The 25,797-nt window shown below is 78.3% G+C and carries 24 protein-coding genes and 1 pseudogene; 12 read left to right on the top strand and 13 right to left on the bottom strand.

Annotation, left to right across the window (positions count from 1 at the left end; genetic code table 11):
* The first annotated feature begins 266 nt into the window (after positions 1 to 266).
* The 3 genes from WDV85_RS07055 to WDV85_RS07045 are packed head-to-tail and all read left to right on the top strand — an operon-like array spanning position 267 to position 3,204.
* Positions 267 to 1,025 (top strand): HAD family hydrolase, encoded by a 759-nt coding sequence (locus tag WDV85_RS07055; RefSeq protein WP_339569958.1) that lies wholly within the window; start codon positions 267 to 269, stop codon positions 1,023 to 1,025.
* Positions 1,022 to 2,155 carry a hypothetical protein gene (locus tag WDV85_RS07050; RefSeq protein ID WP_339569957.1) on the top strand — a complete coding sequence of 378 codons (1,134 nt, stop codon included), beginning with the start codon at positions 1,022 to 1,024 and terminating at the stop codon, positions 2,153 to 2,155. Before WDV85_RS07055 ends, WDV85_RS07050 begins: the two co-directional genes overlap by 4 nt.
* Complete coding sequence (locus WDV85_RS07045; protein ID WP_339569956.1) at positions 2,152 to 3,204, top strand: endonuclease/exonuclease/phosphatase family protein; 1,053 nt, start codon at positions 2,152 to 2,154, stop codon at positions 3,202 to 3,204. The genes WDV85_RS07050 and WDV85_RS07045 overlap by 4 nt, the downstream gene beginning before the upstream one ends.
* 102 nt (positions 3,205 to 3,306) lie before the next feature.
* Here WDV85_RS07045 and WDV85_RS07040 read toward each other — a convergent pair whose 3' ends face one another.
* Together WDV85_RS07040 and WDV85_RS07035 are read right to left on the bottom strand one after the other, a co-directional pair.
* On the bottom strand, positions 3,307 to 4,467 hold the full coding sequence (locus WDV85_RS07040; protein WP_339569955.1) for a hypothetical protein: 1,161 nt from the start codon (positions 4,465 to 4,467) through the stop codon (positions 3,307 to 3,309).
* Positions 4,464 to 4,955, bottom strand: a complete 492-nt coding sequence (locus tag WDV85_RS07035) for a hypothetical protein (RefSeq protein ID WP_339569954.1) — start codon at positions 4,953 to 4,955, stop codon at positions 4,464 to 4,466. Before WDV85_RS07035 ends, WDV85_RS07040 begins: the two co-directional genes overlap by 4 nt.
* Positions 4,956 to 5,277: 322 nt before the next feature.
* Between WDV85_RS07035 and WDV85_RS07030 the strand changes: the two genes are divergently transcribed.
* The 5 genes from WDV85_RS07030 (at position 5,278) to WDV85_RS07010 (ending at position 10,946) form a co-directional block, all read left to right on the top strand.
* A complete protein-coding gene (locus tag WDV85_RS07030) occupies positions 5,278 to 5,568 on the top strand; it encodes a DUF485 domain-containing protein (protein ID WP_344554341.1) in 291 nt (96 codons plus the stop codon).
* A complete protein-coding gene (locus WDV85_RS07025; RefSeq protein ID WP_339569953.1) occupies positions 5,565 to 7,235 on the top strand; it encodes a solute symporter family protein in 1,671 nt (556 codons plus the stop codon). The genes WDV85_RS07030 and WDV85_RS07025 overlap by 4 nt, the downstream gene beginning before the upstream one ends.
* A gap of 95 nt (positions 7,236 to 7,330) precedes the next feature.
* Entirely contained in the window at positions 7,331 to 9,334 is a 2,004-nt protein-coding gene (acs, locus tag WDV85_RS07020; protein ID WP_339569952.1) for an acetate--CoA ligase, read from the top strand.
* Between the two features lie 290 nt (positions 9,335 to 9,624).
* On the top strand, positions 9,625 to 9,984 hold the full coding sequence (locus WDV85_RS07015; protein WP_339569951.1) for a phage holin family protein: 360 nt from the start codon (positions 9,625 to 9,627) through the stop codon (positions 9,982 to 9,984).
* An 89-nt stretch (positions 9,985 to 10,073) separates the two neighbouring features.
* A complete protein-coding gene (locus tag WDV85_RS07010) occupies positions 10,074 to 10,946 on the top strand; it encodes an alpha/beta fold hydrolase (RefSeq protein ID WP_339569950.1) in 873 nt (290 codons plus the stop codon).
* A gap of 92 nt (positions 10,947 to 11,038) precedes the next feature.
* Here the strand turns inward: WDV85_RS07010 and WDV85_RS07005 are convergent, their stop codons facing one another.
* The 3 genes from WDV85_RS07005 to nth are packed head-to-tail and all read right to left on the bottom strand — an operon-like array spanning position 11,039 to position 13,865.
* Positions 11,039 to 12,316, bottom strand: coding sequence for a MarP family serine protease (locus WDV85_RS07005; RefSeq protein ID WP_339569949.1), 1,278 nt, complete (start codon positions 12,314 to 12,316; stop codon positions 11,039 to 11,041).
* Positions 12,313 to 13,110, bottom strand: coding sequence for an NUDIX hydrolase (locus tag WDV85_RS07000; protein ID WP_339569948.1), 798 nt, complete (start codon positions 13,108 to 13,110; stop codon positions 12,313 to 12,315). The genes WDV85_RS07005 and WDV85_RS07000 overlap by 4 nt, the downstream gene beginning before the upstream one ends.
* A complete protein-coding gene (gene nth / locus WDV85_RS06995) occupies positions 13,107 to 13,865 on the bottom strand; it encodes an endonuclease III (protein ID WP_339569947.1) in 759 nt (252 codons plus the stop codon). The genes WDV85_RS07000 and nth overlap by 4 nt, the downstream gene beginning before the upstream one ends.
* A 166-nt stretch (positions 13,866 to 14,031) precedes the next feature.
* On the opposite strand from nth, the gene WDV85_RS06990 reads away from it, so the two are divergent.
* Both WDV85_RS06990 and WDV85_RS06985 read left to right on the top strand, forming a co-directional pair.
* Positions 14,032 to 14,625 (top strand): hypothetical protein, encoded by a 594-nt coding sequence (locus WDV85_RS06990; protein ID WP_339569946.1) that lies wholly within the window; start codon positions 14,032 to 14,034, stop codon positions 14,623 to 14,625.
* A gap of 40 nt (positions 14,626 to 14,665) precedes the next feature.
* Positions 14,666 to 15,343: a Crp/Fnr family transcriptional regulator gene (locus WDV85_RS06985; protein WP_339569945.1), complete on the top strand. Its 678-nt coding sequence runs from the start codon at positions 14,666 to 14,668 to the stop codon at positions 15,341 to 15,343.
* Between the two features lie 13 nt (positions 15,344 to 15,356).
* Here WDV85_RS06985 and WDV85_RS06980 read toward each other — a convergent pair whose 3' ends face one another.
* The 7 genes and pseudogenes from WDV85_RS06980 to WDV85_RS06950 form a co-directional block, all read right to left on the bottom strand.
* Complete coding sequence (locus WDV85_RS06980) at positions 15,357 to 16,190, bottom strand: MBL fold metallo-hydrolase (RefSeq protein ID WP_339569944.1); 834 nt, start codon at positions 16,188 to 16,190, stop codon at positions 15,357 to 15,359.
* A gap of 64 nt (positions 16,191 to 16,254) precedes the next feature.
* The gene (locus WDV85_RS06975) at positions 16,255 to 17,136 is read right to left on the bottom strand and encodes an NUDIX hydrolase (RefSeq protein ID WP_339569943.1); all 882 of its coding nucleotides are present in this window, start codon (positions 17,134 to 17,136) and stop codon (positions 16,255 to 16,257) included.
* A gap of 73 nt (positions 17,137 to 17,209) precedes the next feature.
* The gene (locus WDV85_RS06970) at positions 17,210 to 17,713 is read right to left on the bottom strand and encodes a RidA family protein (RefSeq protein WP_339569942.1); all 504 of its coding nucleotides are present in this window, start codon (positions 17,711 to 17,713) and stop codon (positions 17,210 to 17,212) included.
* Between the two features lie 5 nt (positions 17,714 to 17,718).
* A complete protein-coding gene (locus WDV85_RS06965) occupies positions 17,719 to 17,874 on the bottom strand; it encodes a hypothetical protein (protein ID WP_171203742.1) in 156 nt (51 codons plus the stop codon).
* 10 nt (positions 17,875 to 17,884) lie between these two features.
* Positions 17,885 to 18,754: a DNA-formamidopyrimidine glycosylase family protein gene (locus WDV85_RS06960; RefSeq protein ID WP_339569941.1), complete on the bottom strand. Its 870-nt coding sequence runs from the start codon at positions 18,752 to 18,754 to the stop codon at positions 17,885 to 17,887.
* A gap of 305 nt (positions 18,755 to 19,059) precedes the next feature.
* A pseudogene (locus WDV85_RS06955) lies at positions 19,060 to 20,239 on the bottom strand (IS110 family transposase).
* A 482-nt stretch (positions 20,240 to 20,721) separates the two neighbouring features.
* Positions 20,722 to 22,557, bottom strand: coding sequence for a bifunctional metallophosphatase/5'-nucleotidase (locus tag WDV85_RS06950; protein WP_339569940.1), 1,836 nt, complete (start codon positions 22,555 to 22,557; stop codon positions 20,722 to 20,724).
* A gap of 288 nt (positions 22,558 to 22,845) precedes the next feature.
* Between WDV85_RS06950 and WDV85_RS06945 the strand changes: the two genes are divergently transcribed.
* Positions 22,846 to 23,916, top strand: a complete 1,071-nt coding sequence (locus WDV85_RS06945) for an ArsA-related P-loop ATPase (protein ID WP_339569939.1) — start codon at positions 22,846 to 22,848, stop codon at positions 23,914 to 23,916.
* Positions 23,913 to 25,151 carry an ArsA family ATPase gene (locus WDV85_RS06940; protein ID WP_339569938.1) on the top strand — a complete coding sequence of 413 codons (1,239 nt, stop codon included), beginning with the start codon at positions 23,913 to 23,915 and terminating at the stop codon, positions 25,149 to 25,151. The genes WDV85_RS06945 and WDV85_RS06940 overlap by 4 nt, the downstream gene beginning before the upstream one ends.
* Before the next feature lie 16 nt (positions 25,152 to 25,167).
* Here WDV85_RS06940 and WDV85_RS06935 read toward each other — a convergent pair whose 3' ends face one another.
* The gene (locus tag WDV85_RS06935) at positions 25,168 to 25,530 is read right to left on the bottom strand and encodes a WhiB family transcriptional regulator (RefSeq protein WP_445263210.1); all 363 of its coding nucleotides are present in this window, start codon (positions 25,528 to 25,530) and stop codon (positions 25,168 to 25,170) included.
* Between the last annotated feature and the right edge of the window lie 267 nt (positions 25,531 to 25,797).

The raw sequence follows: 25,797 nt of genomic DNA, 5'->3' as shown, positions 1-25,797 counted from the left end.
GCGCCGCAGGCAAGCGCAGCGCCCCGGGGCCGGACGGCCGCGGTCGGCGGCCGGGGACGACGGTGCTGTCCGGAGCGCCTGTGCGCAGCACCCGGACACGTGGGCCCGGACACGCGAGCCCGGTCACGCAGGCCCCGACGTGCGAGCCCGTCCGGGAGGCCGGCACCCGCGACCGCGACGACGGACCGCAGCTCGCCGCTCGGGCCGGACGCCGTCACCCGCCGCCGCCCAGGTGCGCCCGGAGGGCGGCGCCTAGGCTGCCGGGCGTGGACGCGACGGCGCGGGGCCCCCGCCGGGTGGCGCTCTTCGACGTCGACCGCACGCTCGTCGCGCGCTCCACCGTGCTGGCGCTGGCCCGTCCGATGCACGCGGCGGGGCTGCTGCCGCTGCGCGCGGTCGCCCGCGCGCTGCGGGAGCAAGCGGCCTTCACGCTCGCGGGCGCCGACCACCGCCGCATGGAGCGAGGGCGCGCGCTGCTCGTGGCGCAGGTGACGGGCTGGGAGGTCAGCGCCGTCCGCGCCGTCGTGGAGCAGGCCCTCCCCACGCACCTGGCGCCGCTGCTCTTCGCCGAGGCGCGGGCCCTCGTCCGCGCCCACCAGGAGCGGGGGGACGCCGTCGCGCTCGTGACGACGGCGGCGCACGAGGTCGCCGAACCGCTGGGGCACCTCCTCGGGGCCGACCACGTGCTCGCGTCGCGGCTCGCCGTCGAGGGGGGCCGGTGGACGGGGGTGCTCGACGTCCACGCCTACGGCGAGCAGAAGGCGGTCCTCGCGCGCGCCCTCGCGGCCGAGCACGGCTACGACCTCGCCGCGAGCGCGGCCTACACGGACTCGGTGACCGACCTCCCCCTGCTCGAGCTGGTCGGCCGGCCCCACGCCGTCAACCCCGACCGCGCGCTGCGCCGCGTGGCCCGCGCGCGGGACTGGCCGGTGCTGCGGTTCCGCCCGCCGTCGCGCCGCGGGCGGCGCGGGTCGCCGCCGTCCGGCGACGCACCGGACCCCGCCGCGACGCCGGGAGCGGCGTGAGCCGCGACGCCCTCGGCGACGGCCCCCCACGAGGAGGACCGGACGAGGCCGCGGGCGCCCCCGGGGACCGCTGGTCGCCGGGCGGGCGGTGGCACGGCGGGGCGCCGCCGACCGGCCGCCCGTCTCCCGCCGGCGACCTCGACGGCGAGGGCGACGACCTCGACGCACCGCCGGCCCGGCCGGGCGGGGCCCGCGACCACGCCCTCCCCCGTGGGTCCCGCGGGGGCGTGGGCGGCGCGCTGCGGCGGGCGGCCGCGCTCGTGCTCGCCGCGGCGGTCGGGGCGGGCGGCGTCGCCCTCGCCTCCCGCGGCTCGGACCCGGGGGGCGCGCGCCTGGTCTCCCTCGGCGCCTACCCCGTGGGCTACGGGGCCTCCTGGGGCCAGGGCGACGACCTGTCCCTGACGATGGTCGTGGGCAACACCGGCGACGAGGACGTCCTCGTGCTCGGCGGGGGCACGCGCGACGGCCAGGGGCGCCTGCTCGGCGAGGTCGTGCCGGACGGGCGGACGCCCGTCGTGCGCCGTGAGGGGGCCGAGCCGGTGGCGGAGCTCCCGGTCGGGGGCACCGCCCAGGTCCGCGTCGTGGTGCCCGGCACCTGCGGCGACCCTCCGCCGTGGGAGCCGTGGCTGGTGGTCCGCACGAGCTCCGGGACGGCGCAGGTGCCCGTCACCGTGCTGCGCTCCCCCGACATCGCGGCCGCCGAGGGCGCCGACGTCCCCGACGGCGCCTTCGCGGAGGCCTGCTCCTACGCCGTCGCCTCCCCCGCCTTCACGCCCGCCGTCGTGGACCAGCGCAGCACCGAGGAGGGCCTCGTCCTGCGCGTGCGCAACGACGCCGACGCCTCCTACGTGGTGCGGGTGCTCTCGGGCGGCGCGGCCGGCCTCGCGCTGGCCGGGACGGGCGTCGTCGTCGAGCCCGCGACGACGACGGAGGTGCTCCTGCGGGCCGACCCGCCCAGCTGCCGGGTCGCGCTGGAGGCGCCGGACCTCGTCGTCGACGTGGTGCTCGAGGCCGTCCGCCGCGAGGGCGACGACGGCGCCGCCAGCGTCCGGCTCGACCTCGACCCCTTCGCCGCGGGCACGGCGGTCGGTCTCGCGGTGGGCCGCGCCTGCGCGGACGAGGGGCTGTGACGGTGCTCGAGCTCGTCGTCCTCGCCCTCGGCGCGGCGCTCACCGGCCTCCGGTGGTGGGACGTCGACCCCGCCCGGCCGCTCGCCCCGCTCGTCGTGCGGGCCCAGGCGCTCGTCCCCCTCGTAGGACCCCTGGCGCTGCTGCTCCTCCTGCGGGCGCTCGTCGTGGGCGCCGCCGGGCCGGCAGCGGCCGCCGGGGCGCTGCTCGCCGTCCACGCCGCGCTCGCCCTGCCCGGCTGGTGGGTCGCCCCAGGAACCCGGGTCGGCGGGACGGGCCGGGTGCGGGTCCGGGTGGCCGCGGTGAACACCTGGTACGGGCGGGCGGACGCGGCGGCGACCGCGGCGCTCGTGCGCCGCCTGGACCCCGACGTGCTCGTGCTCGTGGAGGTGCCCCCGGCGGCGCTGCCCGCCCTCGAGCGCGCGGGCGTCGCCGCCGCCCTGCCCCACCGGGCCGGGCGCGCGGTCGACGACGGCGTCGGGACGCTCGTGCTGTCCCGCTGGCCCCTCGAGGAGGTCGCCGACGAGCGCCTCGGGTCCCTGCCCGCGCGCGGGTCCGCGGAGCCGCCGGGAGGGGGTGAGCGGACCAGCGACAACCCCCTCGTCCGGCTCCGGCCGCCGGGCGCGCCGCCGGTGCTCGTGCGGGCGGTGCACCCCTACTACCCCGCCCTGCGGGGCGTCGGTCCCTGGCGCGGGCAGCTGCGCTCCCTCGAGCGGTGGTCCCACGAGCAGGCCGCGGAGGCGCCCGCCGCGCCCTTCGTCGTCCTCGGCGACCTCAACGCCACGGCGGACCACCCGCCGCTGCGGCGCCTGCTCGCGCCGCGCGGACCGCTCGTGCTGGCGGGGCGGCGCCTCGGGGGCGGTCGGCCCCGGACGTGGCCGGACGTCGGGCCGGCCAGCGCCGTCCTCGCCCTCGACCACGTGCTCGTCCACGGCCTGCGCGTGCGGGCGGGGGGCGCCGAGCACGTGCCCGGCACCGACCACCGCGCCGTGTGGGCCGACCTGGAGGCACCCCGCGCCGCGCGGGCGGGAACCGCCGACCGGGACGTCTGAGCCCCGACGTCCGGGCCCCGACCTCCGGGCCCCGACGTCCGGGCCCGGACCTCCGACCTCGGGCGGCGGACCCCACGACGACCGACCCCGGCGCGCGGCGGCTCAGCCGCCGGTGCAGCGGAGCACCGCGGCCGCGCGCTCGCGGTCGGCGGCGGCCCGTCGCCGCCGCTCCTCGAGGTCGTCGGCCTCCCGCTCGTCCCGGCGGGCGGTCCCGACGCGGCCGGGGACCTCCCAGGCCTTCGGGGGCGGGGGCGGCTGCGGCGCCCCGGCGACGAGGGAGGTCGTCGCCGGGTCCAGCAGCGGCAGCGCCCGCCCGGGCTGGCCGACGGCGCGGCGCACCGCCGGTCCCGCCACGAGGCTCGCCCCGGCCGCGCCCACGGCGCCGAGGGCGGCCACCGGGTCCTCGGCGACCACGAGCTCGAGCGAGGCCGTGGCGAGCGAGCCGCTGACGTCGGCGCCGCGGGCGACGACCTGCGCGTGCGGCCAGGGCGCCCACCCGAGGACCGCCGCGGTGTCGCCGCTGCCCTCGGCGTAGGCGGCGAGGTCGTCGGCGTGCCGGCGGACGCCCTCGGCGTACCCGTCCTCCACGAGCGTCCGTCGCAGGACCGTCGGCACCGGCCGGGGCCGCTCCGCCCACGACGCGTCGGCGCCCCCGAGGTCGGTCAGGTCGTGCCCGCTCCACCCGGCGCGCAGGCCGTCGTCGACGGTCCGGGCGACGGCGCCGTGGGCCCGCTCGGCGGCGTCGAGGTACTCCTCGTGGAGCCGCCGGGCCGCCGCCTCGACCTCGGCCCGGGCGGTCGCGGCGGCCTCGACGGCGCGGCGGTGCTCGACGTGGGCGCTCCAGCCGGCCGGGCGCCCGACGAGGAGGTCGACGCCGGAGGTCCCCCGCGCCGCGAGCGCGAGGACGCCCGAGGCGTCGCGGAGCTCGTCGCGCGCCACGACCATCCGGCGCTCGACGTCGTCCGCCCGCCGCTGCAAGGGCACCAGCTCGTCCGCCCACGCGCCGAGGACGTCGGCGAGCGCGTCGACGGACCCGGCGAGCACGCCGAGCGCCCCCGGCAGCGCCGCGACGCGCTCCCGGTGGGCGGTGGCCGCGGGCCCGGTCCAGGCGGGCGCGTCGGCGCGGGCGTCCGCCTGCGCCGAGCGGAGGCGGACGGCGAGGCGCCGCAGGTCGTCGGCCAGGGCCCGCACACCGGGCGGGTCCCCGGGGCAGGGGTCCCAGCCCAGGGCCGGCAGGGGCCGGGCGGCCGAGGTCGCCGTCACGAGCCCGCCCCCACCGGCGCGACGACCGCAGGGGCCTCCCCGGCGGAGGAGGGAGCAGGGCCCGTCGTCCGCGCCGGGCCCGGCGCCCCGAGGAGCCCCCCGAGCGGCGCGAGCGGCGGCACGAGCGGCCCTCCGAGCGGCGCGAGCGGCGGGACGGGAGGTCCGAGCTGCGCGGGAGCGGTCACCGGCGTCGCCCCCGGCGCGGCGGCGCGGGCGGTGGCGAGGGCCTCCTGCTCGCAGTCGTCGTAGGCCGCCGCGGCCCGGCCGAGGTCGAGCGCCGCGACGTCGGCGAGGCGGCGCAGGGCCCCGGCGTGCAGCGCCCAGTCCTCCTGCGCGCGCTCGAGGGCGACCACGAGCCGGCGCGCCCCGAGCGCCAGGGCGGGGGCGGCGACCACGGACGCCGCGACCGCCTCCAGGTCCGCCGCGACGTGCTCGAGCCGGGCGCGCACCACCGCCATCTGCTCCGTGTCGACCGCCGTCGCACCCATCCGCGCCCCTCCGCCCCGGCACCGCACCGGGCGGGCCGCTCGACCGGCGGCGACGCTAGGGCCGTGGGCGCCGGCCCGCTGGGGCCCTGTGGACGACGGGTCGTCACGGCGGCCGGCGACGCGCCGGCACGAGGTGTGGAAACGTGCACACCGGACACGGGGCGCTGTGGCACGCTCCCGCTCGTCCCGGGCTGGTGGAGCCCGGCTGCCACGCCCGGCACCGACGCCGGGCGCGAGGAGGCCCGACGTGCCACGACACGACCCCGCGCAGCACCGGCCCGACCCGGGGGCAGCCGCCCCCGGTCTCGCCACCGCCGAGGAGGTGCGCGAGTCCCCCGAGTTCGCGGCCCTCCAGCGCCGCTTCCGGCGCTTCATCTTCCCCATGGCCGGGGCGTTCCTGGCCTGGTACGCCCTCTACGTGCTCCTGGCCGCGCTCGCCCCCGACTTCATGGCCCAGCGCGTCGGCGGCAGCACGATCACCGTCGGGCTCCTGCTGGGGCTCGGTCAGTTCGTGTCGACCTTCGCCATCACGATGGTCTACCGCTCCTGGGCGGACAAGCGCTTCGACCCCGAGGCGAGCGCCCTGCGCGAGCGCATCGAGGGCGTCGCGTGAGCGCCGCCGCCGTGCTGGCGTCCGCGCCGAGCACCCTCGACGTCGGCTCGCCCGTCCTCAACATCGCCATCTTCGTCGTCTTCGTCGTCGTGACGCTCGCGATCGTCCTGCGGGCGAGCCGCAGCACGCGGACCGCCGCCGACTACTACGCGGGCGGTCGCAGCTTCACCGGCCCGCAGAACGGCTTCGCCATCGCGGGCGACTACCTCTCGGCGGCGAGCTTCCTCGGCATCGCCGGCGCCATCGCCGTCTACGGCTACGACGGCTTCCTGTACTCCATCGGCTTCCTCGTCGCCTGGCTCGTGGCCCTGCTCCTCGTGGCCGAGCTGCTGCGCAACACGGGGCGCTTCACGATGGCGGACGTCCTGTCGTTCCGCCTGCGCCAGCGCCCGGTCCGGATGGCGGCGGCCCTGGCGACGCTGGCCGTCTGCTTCTTCTACCTCATCGCGCAGATGTCGGGCGCGGGCGGCCTCGTGGCCCTCCTGCTGGGCATCGAGGGCCAGGCCGGCCAGTACGTGGTCGTCGCCGTCGTCGGCGTGATCATGATCGCCTACGTGCTCATCGGCGGCATGAAGGGCACCACGTACGTCCAGATGGTCAAGGCCGTCCTGCTCATCGCGGGCGCCGTCGTCATGACGGTGTGGGTCCTCGCCCGCTACGGCTTCAGCCTCACCGCCGTCCTCCAGGGGGCGGTGGACACCTCCGCGGCGCAGGGGCTGGCCGACCCCGAGGCCCTCCTCGGCCCGGGCCTGCGCTACGGCTCCAGCGCGCTGACGCTCCTCGACTTCGGGTCGCTCTCGCTGGCGCTCGTGCTGGGGACGGCCGGCCTGCCGCACGTCCTCATGCGCTTCTACACCGTGCCCAGCGGCAAGGAGGCGCGGCGCAGCGTCGTCTGGGCCATCTGGCTCATCGGGATCTTCTACCTGCTGACCCTGGTGCTCGGGTACGGCGCCGCGGCGCTCGTGGGCCGGGAGGACATCCTGTCCGCCCCCGGCGGCGTCAACTCCGCGGCCCCGCTCCTGGCCTTCCAGCTCGGCGGGACGGTGCTGCTCGGCCTCATCGCGGCCGTCGCCTTCGCGACGATCCTCGCGGTGGTCGCCGGGCTCGCCATCACGGCGGCGACCTCCTTCGCCCACGACGTGTACGCCAGCGTCCTCAAGAACGGGACGGTGAGCCCGGACGGCGAGCTGAAGGTCGCCCGCCGGACGGTCGTCGTCATCGGCGTCGTCGCGATCCTCGGCGGCATGGCGGCCATCGGCCAGAACGTGGCCTTCCTCGTGGCGCTGGCCTTCGCCGTGGCCGCGAGCGCCAACCTCCCGACGATCCTCTACTCGCTCTTCTGGCGGCGCTTCACCACCCGCGGGGCGCTGTGGAGCATGTACGGCGGCCTGGTGAGCACCATCGTGCTCATCGTCTTCTCCCCCGTCGTCAGCGGGCGGGTCGACCCGGTCACCGGCGCCAGCACGTCGATGATCAAGGACACCGGCGTCGACTTCTCGTGGTTCCCGCTGGAGAACCCCGGCATCGTCACGATCCCGCTGGCCTTCCTCCTCGGCTGGCTGGGCACCGTCACGAGCCGCCCCGAGGCCGACCACGACGCGAAGGCCGCGCAGATGGAGGTCCGGGCCTTCACGGGGGCAGGATCGGAGAAGGCCGTGCAGCACTGAGGTCCAGCAGCTCCAGACCACGGCCGCCGGTCCCCTCCCCGAGGGGGCCGGCGGCCGCACCCGTGACGACGACGCACGCTCGAGGAAGGACGGCGATGGCCGACCAGCAGGACGCCAGCACCCCCGACGCCCCGCAGGGGGCGGGCCGCCCCGAGACCTACCCGCCGCCGCCGGAGCTCGCGCGCGACGCCGTCGCGCAGCCGGAGCTCTACGAGCGGGCGGCGGAGGACCGCCTGGCCTTCTGGGCCGACCAGGCGCGCACCCTGCTGGACTGGGAGACCGAGCCCACCGAGGTCCTGGACTGGAGCCGCGCGCCCTTCGCCCGCTGGTTCGGCGACGGCCGGCTCAACGTCGCCCACAACTGCGTCGACCGGCACGTGGACGCCGGGAACGGCGACCGGGTGGCGATCCACTGGGAGGGCGAGCCCGGCGACCGGCGCACCATCACCTACGCCGAGCTCGGCCGGGAGGTGCGGCGGGCGGCCAACGCCCTGCTCTCCCTGGGCGTGCGCGAGGGCGACCGCGTGGCGCTGTACCTGCCGATGATCCCCGAGGCCGTCGTCGCCATGCTGGCGTGCGCGCGCATCGGCGCACCCCACAGCGTCGTCTTCGGCGGCTTCAGCGCCGACGCGCTGCGCAGCCGCGTCGACGACGCGGAGGCGGTCGTCGTCGTGACGGCCGACGGCGGGTACCGCCGCGGCGCGCCCTCGGCGCTCAAGGCGAACGTCGACGAGGCCCTCGGCGACCCGGCCCGCGGCGGCGGGTCCGTGCGCAAGGTCCTCGTCGTGCGCCGCACCGGCCAGGACGTCGCCTGGGACGACGAGCGGGACGTCTGGTGGCACGACGTCGTCGACGGCGCCAGCGAGGAGCACGAGGCCCCGGCGCTCGAGGCCGAGCACCCGCTGTTCATCCTCTACACGTCCGGGACGACGGGGAAGCCCAAGGGCATCCTCCACACGAGCGGCGGCTACCTCACCGGCGCCGCCTACACGCACCGCAACGTCTTCGACGTGCGCCCGGAGACCGACGTGTACTGGTGCGCCGCCGACATCGGCTGGGTCACCGGGCACAGCTACATCGTCTACGGGCCGCTGGCGAACGGCGTCACCCAGGTCATGTACGAGGGCACGCCCGACACCCCGACGCGCGAGCGCTGGTGGGAGCTCGTCGAGCGCTACGGCGTCACGCTGCTCTACACGGCGCCGACGACGGTGCGGACCTTCATGAAGTGGGGCGCGGAGCTCCTCGAGGGCCACGACCTGTCGAGCCTGCGGCTGCTCGGCAGCGTGGGCGAGCCCATCAACCCCGAGGCGTGGACCTGGTACCGCACGCACGTCGGCTCCGGCCGCACCCCCGTCGTCGACACGTGGTGGCAGACGGAGACCGGCTCGATCATGATCTCGCCGCTGCCCGGCATCACGACGACGAAGCCCGGCTCGGCGCAGCGCCCGCTCCCGGGCGTCGGCGCGGCGGTCGTCGACGACGCGGGCGAGCCCGTGGCCCCCGGCGGCTCCGGCTACCTCGTGCTCACCGAGCCCTGGCCCTCGATGCTGCGCGGCATCTGGGGCGACGACGAGCGCTACGTCGAGACGTACTGGTCGCGCTTCCCGGGCCGCTACTTCGCCGGGGACGGCGCGCGCCTCGACGAGGACGGCGACGTGTGGCTGCTCGGGCGGGTCGACGACGTCATGAACGTCTCCGGCCACCGCCTCTCGACCGCCGAGATCGAGTCGGCGCTGGTGAGCCACCCCCGCGTCGCCGAGGCCGCCGTGGTGGGAGCGACGGACGACACGACCGGGCAGGCCGTCTGCGCCTTCGTCATCCTGCGCTCGGACGGGGCCGACGGCACCGGCGCCGCGGACGGCGAGGCCCTCGTCGCCGAGCTGAGGAACCACGTGGCGCGGGAGATCGGCCCCATCGCCAAGCCGCGGCAGGTCCTCGTCGTGGCCGAGCTGCCCAAGACCCGCTCGGGCAAGATCATGCGCCGGCTGCTGCGCGACGTCGCCGAGGGCCGCGAGACGGGTGACGTGACGACGCTCGCCGACAGCTCGGTGATGAGCACGATCCGCTCGGGGATGCGGACCTCGACGGAGGACTGACCGGTCCCGCCCACCGCCCGCCCCTCGCCGACCGGCCGAGGGGCGGGCGGTGGCCGTCGGGCGACGAGGGCGGGGACCGCCCGCCCGAGGGGCGCGAGGACGATCACGTGCGTAGGCTCGCCGACCGATCGGTGACCACCGCGACCCGACGGCGGGCAGGCCCGGAGGGCAGGCCCGCGGGGAGACCTCCGGGCAAGCAGAGCCGGGGTCGGGTCGGGGCCACCACGAGCGCCGCACCACGCGGCGGCACGACGAGCAGCGGGAGTAGCGCAGTGGCAGAGGACAAGACCGTGGGCCAGCTGGTCGTCGACATCAAGCGCGACCTGACCGACCTCGTGAAGACGGAGGTCGCGCTCGCCAAGGCCGAGCTGGCCGACGACGCCAAGGCCGCCGGCATCGGCGCGGGCCTGTTCGCGGGCGCCGCGCTCTTCGGCTTCTTCGCGCTCATGCTCCTGCTCGTCGGCGGGGCGCTGGCTCTCGCGCTCGTGCTGCCGACCTGGGCGTCCTTCCTCATCGTGGGCGGGGTGCTCGTGCTCCTCGCCGGCGTCCTGGCGCTCGTGGGCAAGGGCCGCATCTCGAAGGTCAAGGCGCCGGAGCGCACCATCGCGACGGCGAAGAGCTCGGTGCAGGCGCTCAAGGGCACCCGCTGACGACGCCCCTCCCCACCACCGACGACGGGTCGGCGCCCGAGCCGGGCGCCGACCCCGTCCTCGTCCCGGGCCCCTGGCAGCACCGGCTCGTGCCGGCCGGCGGCGCCCGCTTCCACGTGGCGCTCTGCGAGCCTCCCGGCCCGCCCGCCACGGGCAGGGCCGGCCGCGCCGACCTCGTCGTCCTCCTCCACGGCTTCCCCCAGCACTGGTGGGCCTTCCGCCACCAGCTCCTCGCGCTGGCCGCCGCGGGCCACCGCACCGCCGCGATGGACCTGCGGGGGGCGGGCGCGAGCGACAAGACCCCGCGCGGCTACGACACGCCCACCCTGGCCTCCGACGTGGCGGGCGTCGTCCGGGCGCTGGGCGCCTCGAGGGCGGTCGTCGTCGGCCAGGGCCTCGGCGGGTCGGTCGCGTGGGCGATGCCGGCGCTCGAGCCCGCCACGACCCGCGCCGTCGCCGCCCTGTCGGCGCCCGGCCCGCCGGGCACCGCTCTGCGCGCGCTGTCCCCGCGCCACGTCGTCAGCCACCGCCACGCGCTGGGGCTGCAGACGCGCCTGGTCGGCGGTCAACGGCTGCAGGGCGATCTCGTGCCCGAGCTGCTGGCCCGCTGGGCGGGCCCCGGCTGGCCGAGCCCCGCGGAGGCGCGCCGCTACGCCGAGGCGATGGCTGCGCCGTGGGCGGCGCGGGCGGCCGTGGAGCGGCACCGCTGGGAGCTCCGCTCGCCGCTGCGCCGCGACGGGCGGCGCCTGCGGGCGGCGCTGGAGCGGCCGGTGGACGTGCCGGTGCTCCAGCTCCACGGCGAGCTCGACGGCCTGGTGCCCCTCGCGAGCGCGCGCCCTCGGCCCGCCCCGGCGCAGCACCGCCTCGAGGTCCTGCCCGGCGTCGGCCACTTCCTCGCCGAGGAGGCGCCGGAACGGGTGACCGCCGAGCTCCTGCGGTGGCTGGCGGACCTCCCCACCTGAGCGGCGCCGCCCCCCGACCACGTCACCTCGTCCCCCGTCCCTGGCCCCTGGCGCGGGCTGGGTCGACCGCTCGCTGGGGGAGGGCCGGCGGGTCAGGCCGGGACGCACTCCTGGGTGCTCACCGGCGCCGCCGCGCCCGCGGCCGCGTCGAGGACCTCGGCGGACTCGTCGAGGGTCAGGGCGTAGCCGGTGGACGGGTCGTCGACGGACCGGGCGAAGACGACGCCGACGACGCGCCCGTCGAGGTCGACGAGGGGGCCACCGGAGTTGCCGGGCTGCACGTCGGCGCGCAGCGAGTAGACCTCGCGGGTCACCCCGGGCTGCCCGTAGACGTCCTCGCCGAGGGCGGTGACGACCTGGCGCACGCGCGCCGCCTCGGCGTCGTAGGGCCCGTCGAGGGGGAAGCCCAGGACGGCCGCCGCGTCCCCGGGCGCCAGCTCCTCCCCCAGCGGGAGGGCCGGCGCGGCCAGCTCGTCCACCGACAGGACCGCGAGGTCGCGCTCGGGGTCGTAGAGGACGACCTCCGCGGGCAGGCGCGGCCCCTGGCCGCCCACCTGGACGGCGGGGGCGGCGACCCCCGCGACGACGTGGGCGTTGGTGACCACCCGGCCCGGCGCGACGACGAAGCCGCTGCCCTCGACGCCCCGGCCGCACGTCTCGGCCACCCCGGTCACCTTGAGGACGCTCCCCCGGACCCGCTCGGCGACGGCGACGGCCTCGGCGCCCGCCTCGGCGTCCGGCGCCTCGACGGGGGCGATGGGCTCCTCCCGGCCGGTGAAGACGCGGGGGAAGCCCCCGGCGTCGAGGGCCGAGCCGAGCTCGGCGAAGACGGTGCCCGCCTCCACCGGCACGGCGCGCTCGAGCGCGGACGCGATGGTGCTGTCCTCGACCGCCCGGGAGACCGTCGGGAGCGGCGCGGTGCGCAGGGCGCCCGCGGCGAACCACACGAGCGCCCCGACGAGGAGGACGGACATCGCGGCGCCCAGCAGCCCGTCGAGCAGCCGCAGGGGGCGCCAGGGCACGAGGTCGCGCAGCCGCGCCCCGACCGCCACGAGCAGGGCCTGCCCGAGCAGGGCGGCCACGAGGACGCCGCCGAGCAGGAGGACGACCCGCTGCCAGGGCGGCTCCCACCCGGCCAGCGCGCCGGGGAGCAGGGCCGCGGCGACGGCGCCCCCGCCGAGGAAGCCCACGAGCGAGAGCAGGCCGACGACGAGGCCGCGCCGGAAGCCCGACAGCGCGTAGACGAGCGCCAGCAGCACGACGACGACGTCGACGACGACGCCGCCGGCCCCGATGACCGAGCCCAGCCCGCCCGCGGCGCCCGGCGCGGGCACGACGAGCTCGTGCGCCGCCCGCAGCAGCCCGCTCACGCGGGCACCTCCGTCCGGGGGCGGGAGGGCGGCGGTGGGGGCGCGGCGACGCGGCGCGCGCCGTCCCAGGGGCGCGAGAGCCCCGCGGCGTCGAGCAGGGCGGCGAGGAGCGCGGCGGTGAAGCCCCAGACGAGCAGACCCCCGACCTCGAAGCCGGGCCCCTCGCCGCGCAGGCGCCCGCGACCGGGGGCCGCGGGGCGCTCCCACGTGACGACGACGCGGCGCGCCGGGTCCACGAGCTCGGCCAGCGGCGCGCGCAGGACGCGCGCGACCTCCTCGGCCGCACCGGGCGCCACCGGCGAGGGCACCGGCTCCCAGGCGAGGACCGGGGTGACCGCGAAGCCCTCGGGCGGCACCCGGAGGACGGGCATGCGCCCCAGGACCTGCACGCCCGCGACGTCGAGGCCCGTCTCCTCGCGGGCCTCGCGCAGGGCGGCGGCGACCTCGTCGGCGTCGCCGGCGTCGACGGCCCCGCCCGGCAGCGCCGGCTGCCCGGCGTGCGCGCGCAGGCCGGCCGCCCGCTCGAGGAGCAGGACGTCGCCGGGGAGCGCGTCGGCGCCCCCGGGGCCGCCCGCGGCGACCGCGCCGTCGGCCGCAGGCGCGTCACCACCGCCCGGCGAGAGGCACACGAGGACGGCGGCGCGCCGGCCCTCCCGGCGCCCCGGGGGCCCGACGGGCCGCGCGGCGCCGCCGAGCACCGCCAGGCGCCGGGCCGCGTCCGGTGCGCCGTCCACGAGGCGCTCGACCCACCACGGCGCCGGCGGCCCGCCCGCGGACGCGGCCCCGGCGCTCACGCGCGCCCCCGGTCGCGCACGAGGGCGGCGGCCCGCACCGGGTCGAGCTCACCGGAGGCGCCCGACGGGCAGTCCCGCTGGACCGGGCACGCACCGCACGCCGGGCGCCGCGCGTGGCAGGTGCGGCGCCCGTGGAAGATCAGGCGGTGGGAGAGCAGGGTGAGGTCGCGCCGCTCGAAGAGGGCGTCGACGTCGCGCTCGACCGCCACCGGGTCGGTCTCCTCCGTCCACCCGAGCCGCCGGGCGAGGCGTCCGACGTGGGTGTCGACGGTGGTGCCGGGCACGCCGAAGGCGTCGCCGAGGACGACGTTCGCCGTCTTGCGCCCGACGCCCGGGAGGGTCACCAGCTCCTCGAGCCGGGCGGGCACCCGTCCGTCGTGCTCGACGACGAGCTGGTCGGCCAGGCGCAGCAGCGTCCCGGCCTTGGCCCGGTAGAAGCCCGTGGGCCGGAGCACGGCTTCCAGCTCGGCGCGGTCGGCCCCCGCGAGCGACGCCGGGTCGGGCCAGCGCGCGAAGAGGGACGGCGTCACCCCGTTGACGCGCTGGTCGGTCGTCTGCGCCGAGAGCACCGTGGCGACGAGGAGCTCGAAGGGCGAGGAGAAGTCCAGCTCGCACCGCGCGTCCGGGTACCGCTCCGCCAGCGCGCGGTGCACGCGACGGGCGCGGCGCACGAGCGCGAGCCGCGACCCCGGCCCCGCCCCCGGGGCGCGGCGCGGCGGCGCAGGGGCGACGGGCGGGGCGGCGGGCGGGAGCACGCGACGACGATAGGCACGCCCCCTGACGGCGCACTGGGAGCGGTCCCTCCTCCGGCCCCGCGCGGGGGGACCGCCCGGGTGCCGCCGCCCGCGTCGCACGGGTGAGAGCGCCACGACCGGTGCCCGGGGCGCTCAAGGGCGCTCGGCCCGCCGACGAACCACGGGCATGGACGACGACCTGGACGAGCTGAGGCGCCTGCGCGCCGGGCTCGTGGCGCGCTCGGAGCGGCTGCGCCTGTGGTCGCGCCTCGTGCGGGCCCGCACCGACCTGCTGACCGCCCGCCTGTGCCCGCCCTCGAGCCCGGAGGAGCTCCGCGAGGACGGGCTTGCCGAGATCGCAGACCTCGTCCTCGGCTCGACGCCCGCCCCGGGCGGCGGCGAGGACCCGGCGGCCGCGCTCGTCGACCTCCGCCGGGCGCGCCACGACCTGGCGCGCCGCCGGGAGCACCTCGACGACCTCGTCTGCTGGGCCACCGCCGAGCTGCTGCTGGCGGCGGCCTCGCCGGGCGTCCCCGGCCCCGGACGAGCGCTCGCCGTGGTGCCGTCGCCGGTCGCGACGCCCCCGTGCCCCGCCGTGCCGCCGGCGGCCGCAGGCTCGGTGCGCCCGCCGGCCACGCTCCGCCCGTCGGCCCCGCTCCCCCCGTCACCGCCCCGCCCGCCGGCCCAGCGCCGGCCCGTGGAGCCCGTGCCCGGCGGCGGACGAGCGCTGCCGCTCGCCGGACCCGGGCGCGCGTCCGGGACCTGCCACACTCCCGGCTGAGGTCGACCGGCGCGGCGCCGGTCGAGGAGGAGGTCAGCGCGTGGACGACGCCGTCCGGCGGGCCCCGCTCTTCCGCGGGGTGGGCGACACGGCGGCGAGCGCGCTGCTCGCCTCGATGGGGCGCGTGGAGCTCCCCCGGGGCGCCGTGCTCTTCCGCGAGGGGGACGCGGGCGACCGCCTCTACGTCATCGTCTCCGGCACCGTGAAGCTCGGACGCCGCGCCGCCGACGGCCGCGAGAACCTCCTCGCCGTCCTCGGCCCCTCGGAGATGCTCGGCGAGCTGTCGCTCTTCGACCCGGGCCCGCGCACCGCGACGGCGACCGCCGTGGCCCCCGTGGTGCTGGCCGGCCTCGGCCCCGAGGAGCTCGACAGCTGGCTCTCCGGGCGCCCCGAGGTGGCCCGCCACCTCCTGCGGGCGCTGGCCCAGCGCCTGCGCCGCACGAACGACGCCGTCGCCGACCTCGTCTTCACCGACGTCCCGGGGCGCGTGGCGGGCGCCCTCGTCGACCTCGCCGACCGCTTCGGGCAGCCCGCCGCCGACGGCTCCGTGCGCGTCGCCCACGGCCTCACGCAGGAGGAGATCGCCCAGCTCGTGGGCGCCTCCCGGGAGACGGTCAACAAGGCCCTCGCGGACTTCAGCGGCCGCGGGTGGCTGCGCCCCGAGGCCCGCGCGGTCGTGCTCGTCGACGTCGAGCGCCTGCGCCGCCGGGCCCGCTGAGGCCGGCGCGCTGCTAGGGCGCGCCACCGCCGACGGGCTCGTGGGCGAGGAGGGCGAGCGCCGCCGCGCTGGAGCGCGTCGCCGCCGGCCGCAGCGCGGCGTCCAGGTCCGGGTAGACCCGCGCCACCACCTCGGCGGGCGTGCGCGCGCCCGCGCGGACGGCGTCGCGCACCTCCTCCAGGCGGGCCCGCCGGTGCGCCGCGAGCGCGGCCACGACCTCGCCCGGCCGGTCGACGACGGGACCGTGGCCGGGCAGCAGGGCGACGACGCCCCGGTCGTCCACGAGGGCGGCCAGCCGTCCCAGGGTCGCCAGGTAGGCGGCCAGGTCGCCGTCGGGGTGCGCGACGACGCTCGTCCCCCGCCCCAGCACCGTGTCGCCGGTGAGCAGCAGCGCGCCCTCGCCGGGCCCCTCCAGGAGCAGGCCCACGGAGTCGCCCGTGTGCCCCGGCGCGGCGACGACGGCGAGCCGGGCGCCGGGCAGGTCGAGCGCGTCGCCGTCGCCGAGCCCGGGCGTGCCCCGCGCGGCCCCGCCCTGCAGGTCGGCGTCGGCCGCCCGCAGCGGCGCTCCGGCGAGGGCGGCGAGGCGCGGCGCCCCGGCGCGGTGGTCGTCGTGGTGGTGGGTCAGGACCACCAGGCGGGTCCCGCCCAGGCGGTCGGCGACCTCCAGCACCCGCCGCAGGTGCCCCTCGTCGTCGGGCCCGGGGTCGACGACGACCGCGCCGCCGCCGAGCCCCAGCACCCACGTGTTCGTGCCCTCGAGCGTCATGGGCCCGGGGTTGGGCGCCAGCACGCGGTGCGCCGCCGCCCCCACGACATCGTCCGCGGCCTCGTCCGCGGCGCCGCTCACGCCCACCCGCCCGCACGACGCCGACGGCCCGCAGGGCACCGGCTGCTCGCAGGACACCGGCTGCTCACACGAGACCCACCGGGTCGGGGTGCTCGGGCAGGTCCGCGAGCAGGTGCAGGTCGTCCGGCGCGCCGGCGACGCGCGGCAGCACCTCCTCGAGCGAGCGGCGCGTGCCGAGCAGCCCGGCGAGGTCCTCCGCGGCGGCCAGCTCCTCCAGCGCCACCCGCGTCGGCGGCAGGAGCCTGACCCGGCCCTCGGCCTCGGCGTCGAGCAGCGCCGCGGGGCGCCACCAGGCGCCCTCGACGGCCTCCTGCTCGTGGCCCGGGTGCCCCTGGTGCCGGGCCCGCGCGCCCGCCGGCACCGCGGCGACGAAGAACCAGGTGTCGAAGCGGCGGGCCGCCGGCTCCGGCGTCGTCCAGCGCGCCCAGGGGCGCAGCAGGTCGCTGCGCAGGGCGAGCCCCCGGCGGCGCAGCAGGTCCGAGAGCGCCAGCTCCCGCCGGGCCAGGGCCGCCCGCTCGGCGTCCTCGTCCTCGGCGGGGACCGGCAGGACGGTGGCGCCCGGGTCGGGCGCGGCGTCGTCGACCTCGGCGAGGAGCACCCCGCACTCCTCGTACGTCTCCCGGACGGCGGCGCACAGCAGCGCGGCCGCGTCCTCGTCGGGCAGGCCGAGCCGCCGGCCCCAGCCCTCGACGGGCGCGCCGCGCCACGGGACGTCCGGGTCGGCGTCCCGCTCGTCGAGCCCGCCGCCGGGGAAGGCCGTGGCGCCGGGCGCCGCCGGCAGCCCGTCGGCGCGGCGCAGCACCCAGACCTCCACGCCGGTGCCGGCGAGGGGCGGCTCGCGCACGAGCATCACGGTCGCCGCCGTCACCGGCTCGGCGGGCGGCTGCGGGACGCCCCGCTCGACGGCGTCGCGCAGGTCGGTCGGCAGGGGGAAGCGGCGGAGCACTGGACGACCTCTCGGGGGTGCGGGGCGGCCCGCGGCCGGGGGCCCGGTCAGCGGGCCGGGCGTGCCGGTCGGGTCAGCGGTCGCGGGAGGTGACGAGCGCCTGGAGCTCGACCTCGACGGGCGCGTCGAGCGGCAGGACGGCGACGCCGACGGCGCTGCGCGCGTGGGTGCCGGCCTCGCCCAGCACCTCGCCGAGCAGGGCGCTGGCCCCGTTGACGACCGCGGGCTGGCCGGTGAAGGCGGGGTCGCTGGCGACGAAGCCGACGACCTTGACGACGCGCACGTCGTCGAGCGTCTCGCCGTCGCGCAGCTGGGACGCGACGGCGGCGAGCGCGTTGAGCGCGCACAGGCGGGCCAGCTCGGCGGCCTCGCCCGGCGGCACGAGAGCGGCCCCCTGCGGGTCGGGGACGCCGTCGCCGACCTTGCCCGTGGTGACGAGCGACCCGTCGCGGATCGGCAGCTGCCCCGACGTCCACACGACGTCGCCCGCCCGGACCGCGGGCTGGTAGGCCGCCAGCGGGGGCACGACGTCGGGAAGCTCGAGGCCGAGCTCCGCGAGGCGCTCCAGCGCACCCACGCGCCTCAGCCCTTCGGGCGCTTGAGGTAGGCGACGAGGCCGTTGCCGTCGGGCCCCGGCACGACCTGCACCAGCTCCCAGCCGTCCTCGCCGAAGTTGTCGAGGATCTGCTTCGTCGCGTGGATGATGAGCGGCGCCGTCATGTACTCCCACTGCTGCATGGCCGCGACCCTAGCCCCGGGCTCGGCGCCCCGGCACGGCGCGGACGGCGGGCTCGGGCTGGCAGCGGGGGCACCACCACGTGCGGCGCTGCTCGGGGTCGCCCGCGACCTCCGCCCGCACCAGCACCGTCGTCCCGCACCGCAGGCACGGCTTGCCCGCCCGCCCGACGACCCAGTGCGAGCGTCCGCGGCGGGTGTCCCCCGTGGTCACCTGGTAGGCGCCCGGCACCTCGACGGAGTGGCGCAGCATCCGCGCGACGAGCGCCACGAGCGGGGGCAGGTCCACCTCGCCGACGGGCGTCCACGGGTCCAGCCCGCGCAGGAAGCACGTCTCGTCGGCCCACATGTTGCCCACGCCCGCGAGGTTCCGCTGGTCGAGCAGCGCCACCTTGACCGCCCGCTCCGGTCGCGCGGACAGCCGCCGCACCGCCTCCTCGGCGCCGCCGTCGGCCCAGTCGCCGCCGAGCAGGTCCGGGCCCAGGTGCCCGACGACGTCGCCCTCGGCCGCCGTCTCCACGAGCTCGACGACGGGCATCGACAGCGCCACCGCCGTCGGGCCGGGCGCCCCGTCGGCCACGCCGGGCCCTCCCGTCGTCGCGAGCAGCACGCGCACGTCCGGCTGCACCCGCCGCGGCAGCACCTTCCCCGGCCCCAGCACGGTCCAGGACCCGTCCATGCGCAGGTGGGTGTGCAGCGTGAGGCCGCCCGAGAACCGCGTGAGCAGGTGCTTGCCGCGCGACGCCGTCCCCAGCACCGCCCGCCCCGACAGGTCCGCCGTCGCGTGCCGCGGCACCCGCAGGTCGCTGCGCCGGACCGTCGTCCCCGCCAGCCGGGCGTCGAGCGTCCGCGCGACGAGGTAGACGCTGTCCCCTTCCGGCACCGGGAGATCGTCGCCCGCGCCGCAGCTCACGGCACCTGCACGCGCCGCCGAGCCCGTGGCTGTCGCGGGGCCGGGTGCGGGTGGTGGCGCGCACGCTCCGGCACTGGCTCGGCGCGCGGTGGTCACCGGGGACGGGGGTCGGGGCGCCGGCCTGACGTGCTCTCCGCGTCCGCCCCACCACCCGCGCGAGGCAGGTCACCCGCACCGGGGCCGACTCACCGGCCCTGTGGCCGACCGCCCGCGGCGAGCGTCCGCCCGAGCGGGCGGGGACGGGCGCGCGGAGAGCACGATGCTCCTATGGCCCGTCAAGTGGCTTGAGGCGCGGTGGTGGGGGCCAGGTCGAGCATGATCAGGCGGTAGATCTCTCGGGCGACGTGTCGTTTGAGGCATCGCATGATCGACCTCTTGGGTTTGCCCTGCGTGGTGCGTCGTTGGAGGTAGGTCTGGGTGCGCTGGTCGTGGCGCAGCCGGGTGATCACTACCCGGTGCAGTGCGCTGTTGGCCTGGCGGTCCCCGCCTCGGTTGAGTCGTACCGCGCCGTCGGTCCGGCCCGAGCCGGCCGGTACGGGGCTGACGCCGCACAACGCGGCGAAGGCGGCTTCGGAGTGCAGCCGTTCGGGGGTTGTCCCCGGCGGTGACCAGCAGCTGCCCGGCGACCTCGGTGCCGACGCCGAAGGCTTTCAGCAGGGTGGGGGCGGTCGCGGCGACGAGCTGGTCGAGGACGGCGTCGGCCTCGGTGATCTCCTCGGACAGGTGCTGGTGGCGTCGGGCCAGGGCGCGCAGGCTGGCCTCGGTGGCGGCGGTGGGGTCTCCGGTGGCCAGGACGGCCGGGTCCGGGTCCAGCGCGGCGCAGGTGGTGACCAGCTTCGCGGGTGCGGTGTACAGGGCTCGTAGCCGCTCGCGCAGTGCTTGGGGTGCGGTGGTGATCAGGGACTTCATCTGCACGAGCGCCTGCGCGCGGGCGCCGACGGCGCTGCTGCGGGCCACCCGTAGCGCTCGGATCGCCTCGACGGGGCCGGTGCGCAGCTTCGGTGTCCCGGCGGCGTGGCCGTTGAGGGCGGCGCGGGCGGCGGCCTGGGCGTCGATGGGGTCGGACTTGCCCGCGAAGCGGCGGGTCCTGCGGTCGGGGCGGTCGACCTCGACGACCTCCACGCCGGCGACGTCGCGCAGGTAGCGGGCCAGGCCGGCGCCGTAGGTGCCGGTGCCCTCGACCCCGACCCGCACGACCCCGGTGGTGTCCTCGCCGGCGACCCCGGTGGTGAGGTGATCGGCGGAGCCGGTGGTGGTGAAGCCGGTCAACCACCGCAGCAGGGCGGTGTACCCGGCGGTGGTGGTGGGGAAGGTGGCGTGGCCCAGGGTGCGTCCGGCGAGGTCGACGGCGGCGGCGGTGTGGGTCTCGGCGTGGGTGTCGACCCCGCCGATGACCTGTTCGGCCGGTAGCGCGACCGCGACCGGGGCGACCGCCTGGCGGCGACCGCGGCGCACCCTCGCGGGCCGGGGACCCCGGGTCGGGCTGGGTCTGCGGGCAGGCGGGTGCGATGGTGGTCACGTCGTCCTTCTCTCCTGGTAGGTGGCGCGGGACGGCACGCACCGCCGAAGAGCGGACAAGACAGTGACGGGTGCTTGCTGGCACAAGCTCCTATGAGGTCACGACCCTCGTCGGTGGGTGCACGAGCCCCGCAGCGGGCCGGACCGACAGATCGTGTTGAAGGCAACCGTGCCGGTCAGGCCGTGAGTCAGGACCCGGCCACTGCGGGGCTCACCCACATCCTCACTGTCAGGCCGGCGCCCGGACCCTGCGGCACCCGGCCGCAGAGCGCCGAGCCAGTGCCGGAGCGCGCCCGGCCCCGCCCGCGGACCCAGCCGGACGCGCCCGACCCGCTCGCTCGTGGCCGGTGGAGCCCCCGAGACGCACCGCGCCCCCGCCCGCGGGTGCGGACGAGGGCGCGGCGAGGCCCGGTCGCGGCTCAGCCGAACAGCGGCTCGCCGTCGGCGACGAGGCGCCAGTCGACGGCGGCGAAGTCGGCGGGGTCGATGGAGCCCGTCTCCTGCGCGCGGTCGATGAGGAGCTGGCGGATGTCCTGCTGGCGGTCGTAGACGAGCGGCGCGGAGGCGACGTGGGGGAAACCGCCGCCGCCGGAGCGCCGGTAGTTGTTGACGGCGAGGACGACCTCGTCGTCGTCGCCGAGGGCCCGGCCGTCGATGCTGAGCGGCCCGACCCGGGAGCCCGCCGGCTGCGCGAGGTCGATCTCGTAGGAGACGCCCGCGAGCTGGTCGAGGTTGTAGTCCGGCGTCGTGCCGGCCGACAGGGACGTCGGGTCGGCCGGGTCGCCGGGGGGCACGGACGCGTAGTAGCGCGCCGAGTGCTCGAGGTAGTCGTGCAGCTCGGCGCCGGTCATCCGCACGGCCTGCAGGGTGTTGTCGTAGATGTAGAGGCCGGCGACGTCGCGGATCGTCACCTCGCCGGCCGGGAAGACGGCGTCGGCGCGGAAGGGGGCGGCCACCGAGACGACGGGCAGGTCGGCGTCGGGCGTGCCCGCGAGGCCCTGGCGGACGGCGTCGCGCTGGACGTCGTGGACGAAGTCCATGATCGCCGTGTCGCGCCAGCGGGCGTCGCGGGCGCTCAGCTCGGTGGCCGAGGTGGCGACGACCGTGTCGACGTAGTCGAGGGTGCGCTGGTGCCAGGGCTGCATTAGCGCGGTGAAGGCCGGGTCCTCGGGGAAGTCGCCCGCGCGCAGCTCCTCGACGTCGGCGCCGGTGACGCGGTACTCGCCGCGCACGCGCTCGAGGTGGAGGTCCGAGGCCGTCACCGAGGCGCCGTAGCGGTAGGGCTGGGTGACGAGCACGCGCTTGCCGGGCTCGACCGCGGAGTCGACCCACGCCTCGGGCAGGTCGCGGTGGCTGTGGCCGGCGACGACGACGTCGACGCCGGGCACCTGGGCGGCGATGGCGTCGCTGACGTTCTCGGGCGGCAGCACGGTGTCGTCGTAGGAGGAGGCGCCCGAGCGACCGGAGTGGGAGAGGACGACGACGACGTCGGCGCCCGCGGCGCGGACCTCGGGCACGTAGCGCTGCGCGGCCTCGACCATGTCGCCGAACGCCAGACGTCCCTCGACGTTCTGCTTGTCCCACACCTGCGAGCCCGGCGTGGTGAGGCCCACGATCCCCACCTGGACGGGCTTGCCGCCGCCGGTCGGACGCACCCGCTGGATCGTCCAGGGCTGCAGCGCCGGCTCGCCGGTGGCGACGTCGGTGACGTTGGCGCCGAGCAGCGGGGCGTCGAGGTCCTGCTCGTAGGCGCGCAGCAGGTCCAGGCCGTAGTTGAACTCGTGGTTGCCGACGACCTGCGCGTCGTAGCCGATGGCGTCGAGCGCCGTCGCCATCGGGTGCTCCTCGCCGGTCGCGGTGACCGGACCGGTCGTGGCCGACCCGCGGGCGGCCACGTAGGTGAGCGGCGTGCCCTGGAGGGAGTCCCCGTTGTCGACGACGAGGACGGAGCGCTCGCCGCGGTCCTCGCGGACGGCCTCGACGGCGGAGGCGACGTGCGAGAGGCCCTGCTCGGAGCCGGCGGCGTAGGGCTGGGAGCGGAAGTAGTCCCAGTCGAGGACGTTGCCGTGCAGGTCCGTCGTCGACACGAGCGTGAAGGTGGCGCTGCGGGCGCCCTCGGCGCCGCGGCCCGGCCCGTCCCCCGGCGCGGCCGCCGCCATCGGTGCCGTCCCGGCGACGAGCGCGGCGGCGGCGAGCGCCGCCACCGAGCCGGCGCGCGCCCGACGTCGTCCTGCCGGTGCTGTCTGACTGCCCACGGGTCCTCCTGGTCCGGTCGGGCCCGCTCGGGCCGCGACTCCTCCACGGCTGCGGCCGGGCCTCGTGGGCCCGACCGGCCGCTGCCGCCGGCCGCCGGCGGCGGACGACGTCCCCGGCGCGGGCGCGAGGAACGCGTCGCCAGGGCGGCGGCACCGTAACCCCTCTGACCGGTCGGTCCGGTTGGTCGCAGGTGTCCCGCCGGTGGCGGGGAGGTGACCGTGCGCCCCTCGCACCAGCGATCGGGCGACGGTCTGCGGCGTCGGGACGGCGTGCGTAGGTTGACGGCCATGCCGTCCGCGCCCGACGCCGCGCCCGACCCCGGCGAGCGGCCGGACGACGGGCGCGAGGGGCCGCCGCTGCTCTTCCCCGGCACGCGGCTGCACGTCGTCACCGGCAAGGGCGGCACGGGGAAGACGACCACGGCGGCCGCGCTGGCGCTGGCGCTCTCGCGCGGTGGCCGACGGGTCCTCCTGTGCGAGGTGGAGGACCGCCAGGGCGTCGCGCGCCTGTTCGGGCTGCCGCCGCTGCCGTACGAGGAGCGCACGATCGCGGCCACCCCCGGGGGCGGCGAGGTCGTGGCGCTGGCGATCGAGCCGCGGGCGGCGCTGCTCGAGTACCTCGACCTCTTCTACAAGCTGGGCCGGGCCGGGAGGGCGCTGGACCGGGTGGGCGCCATCGACTTCGCCACCACGGTCGCCCCCGGCGTCCGGGACGTCCTGCTCACCGGCAAGGTCTACGAGGCGGTGCGCCGCCGCGGGCGCGGGCGGGGCGCCGAGCGCGAGCACACCTACGACGCCGTGGTCCTCGACGCGCCGCCGACCGGGCGGATCGGCCGGTTCCTCAACGTCAACTCGGAGGTGTCCGGCATCGCGCGCGTGGGGCCGGTGGCGACGCAGGCCGAGTCGGTCATGCGGGTGATGCGCTCGGCGGCGACCCGGGTGCACCTCGTCACGCTGCTCGAGGAGATGCCCGTGCAGGAGACCGTGGACGGCGTCGCCGAGCTCGAGGCGGCTCGGCTGCCCGTCGGCGCCGTCGTCGTCGACCAGGTGCGCTCGGACACCCTGCCGCTGGAGCTCCTCGACGACGCCCTCGCCGGCCGCGTGCCGGCCTCGGCGGTGCGCGACGGGCTGGTGGAGGCGCGCGTGGTGCGCCGCGACGCGTCGGGGGCCGGCGTCGTCGAGGGGCTGCTCGCCGAGGCGGCCGAGCACGACGAGCGCCTGGCGCTGCAGGACCGCGAGCAGGAGGCCCTCGTCGCGACCGGACGGCCGCTCGTCGAGCTGCCGCTGCTGCCCGGCGGCGTGGACGCGCGCGGGCTGGAGGTCCTCGCGGACCGCCTCGTCGAGCAGGGGCTGGCGTGAGCGCCGCCCCCGGGAGCGCGCCGTCGGGGGCCGCCGGCCCGGTGCTCGACGTCGACGCGCTCCTCGACGACCGCTCGACCTCGGTGCTCGTGTGCTGCGGCAGCGGCGGGGTCGGCAAGACGACGACGGCGGCCGCGCTGGCGGTGCGCGCCGCCGAGCGCGGGCGCCGGGTCGTCGTGCTGACGATCGACCCGGCGCGGCGGCTCGCGCAGTCGCTCGGGCTGGCCGAGCTCGACAACACGCCCCGGCGCGTGGAGGGCGTCGGCGCGGCGGCCGGCGGCAGCCTCGACGCGATGATGCTCGACATGAAGCGGACCTTCGACGACGTCGTCGAGGCCGCGGCGAGCCCCGAGCGGGCCCGCGCCATCTTCGACAACCCCTTCTACGAGGCCATGTCGTCGTCGTTCTCGGGCACGAGCGAGTACATGGCCATGGAGAAGCTCGGCCAGCTGCGCGCCCGCGCGAGCGTCCCCGGCGGCGACGGGAGCGAGCCGTGGGACCTCGTCGTCGTCGACACGCCGCCGAGCCGGTCGGCGCTGGACTTCCTCGACGCCCCGCGCCGCCTGTCGTCCTTCCTGGACGGCCGCTTCATCCGCCTGCTGCTCGCGCCGGCGCGCGCGGGCGGGCGCGCCTACGTGCGGGTGCTGTCGGGGGCGGTGAGCTCGGTGACCGGGGCCCTGTCGCGGATCCTCGGGGCGCAGTTCCTCGACGACCTGCAGTCCTTCGTCACGGGGCTGGACGCCGTCTTCGGCGGTTTCCGCGACCGCGCCGAGCGCACCTACGCGATGCTCGCCGGCCCGGGGACGGCCTTCCTCGTCGTCGCGACGCCGGACGAGGACGCGCTGCGCGAGGCCGCCTACTTCGTCGAGCGGCTCGGCGCCGACGGGATGCCCCTGGCCGGGCTGGTGCTCAACCGCGTGCAGACGACGGCGCTCCCCCGCCTGTCCGCCGAGCGCTCCTGGGCCGCGGTCGTGCACCTCGAGGGGCGCACGGCCGACGACGAGGAGGACGGCACGGCCCCCGAGGCCCTCTCCCGCGGCGAGCACGCCCTCGCGGCGGGGCTGCTGCGCCTGCACGCGGCCCGGATGTTCCGGCTGGAGCGCGAGCAGGAGCTCGCGGCGCGCTTCGGCCGCGAGCACCCGGGCGTGGCCGTCGCGCAGGTGCCGGCGCGCCCCCGCGACGTGCACGACCTCGAGGGGCTGCGCGCCGTCGGCGACGACCTCGGCGGCGCCTGAGAGGTCCCCGCGCCGGCTAGCCGCGGACGACGGACAGCCGCGGCGCCGGCACGCCCGCGGCCGCGCGGTGCTCGTCGCGCGCGGCGAGCAGGACCTGGGTCCACGAGGCGACGTCGGGGCGGCGGCGCAGCAGGGCGCGGCGCTCGCGCTCGGTCATGCCGCCCCAGACGCCGAACTCCGTGCGGCTGTCGAGGGCGTCGGCGAGGCACTCGGTGCGCACCGGGCAGGAGCGGCAGACGAGCTTGGCGACGTTCTGCTCGGCGCCGCGCACGAACAGGGCGTCCGGGTCGCCGCCGCGGCAGGCCCCCTCGTCCATCCAGCTGCGGTCCACGGACGTCGTCCCGGACACGGCCTGCGCCGCGCTCGTCATGGCGGTCATCGCCACACCCCTCCCCCTCGGTGCCGCGGCGTCCCCGGCCCGCTGCTGGGCGGGCGCCGCACGGCGACGGTAGGCGCGGCGCGGGGGGCGGCGACAGGGCGCCGGAGGACCACCTGGGGACCAGATCTGGACCGCGTCCGACGGGTCACGGGCTAGTCAGGACGGACTAGTCACCGCATCGCGCCTGGGGTCTCGAGGTCTCCGGCCTCGCCCGTCCCGGCGACGGCGCGGGCACCACGGGGCGACGGGGGCCGGCGCCGGAGCGCC

The organism is Pseudokineococcus sp. 5B2Z-1, assembly GCF_037482305.1.
Classification (GTDB): Bacteria; Actinomycetota; Actinomycetes; order Actinomycetales; family Quadrisphaeraceae; genus Pseudokineococcus.
Note: the sequence above shows the minus strand (reverse complement) of the source record. Positions and strands in the feature narration are given on the sequence as shown.

Excerpts from the sequence above, each read along its gene's own strand:
- WDV85_RS06965 (WP_171203742.1), bottom strand. The coding sequence starts at position 17,874 with ATGCAGCAGTGGGAGTACATGACGGCGCCGCTCATCATCCACGCGACG.
- acs (WP_339569952.1), top strand. The coding sequence starts at position 7,331 with ATGGCCGACCAGCAGGACGCCAGCACCCCCGACGCCCCGCAGGGGGCG.
- WDV85_RS06990 (WP_339569946.1), top strand. The coding sequence starts at position 14,032 with ATGGACGACGACCTGGACGAGCTGAGGCGCCTGCGCGCCGGGCTCGTG.
- WDV85_RS06945 (WP_339569939.1), top strand. The coding sequence starts at position 22,846 with ATGCCGTCCGCGCCCGACGCCGCGCCCGACCCCGGCGAGCGGCCGGAC.
- WDV85_RS06935 (WP_445263210.1), bottom strand. The coding sequence starts at position 25,530 with ATGACCGCCATGACGAGCGCGGCGCAGGCCGTGTCCGGGACGACGTCC.
- WDV85_RS07035 (WP_339569954.1), bottom strand. The coding sequence starts at position 4,955 with ATGGGTGCGACGGCGGTCGACACGGAGCAGATGGCGGTGGTGCGCGCC.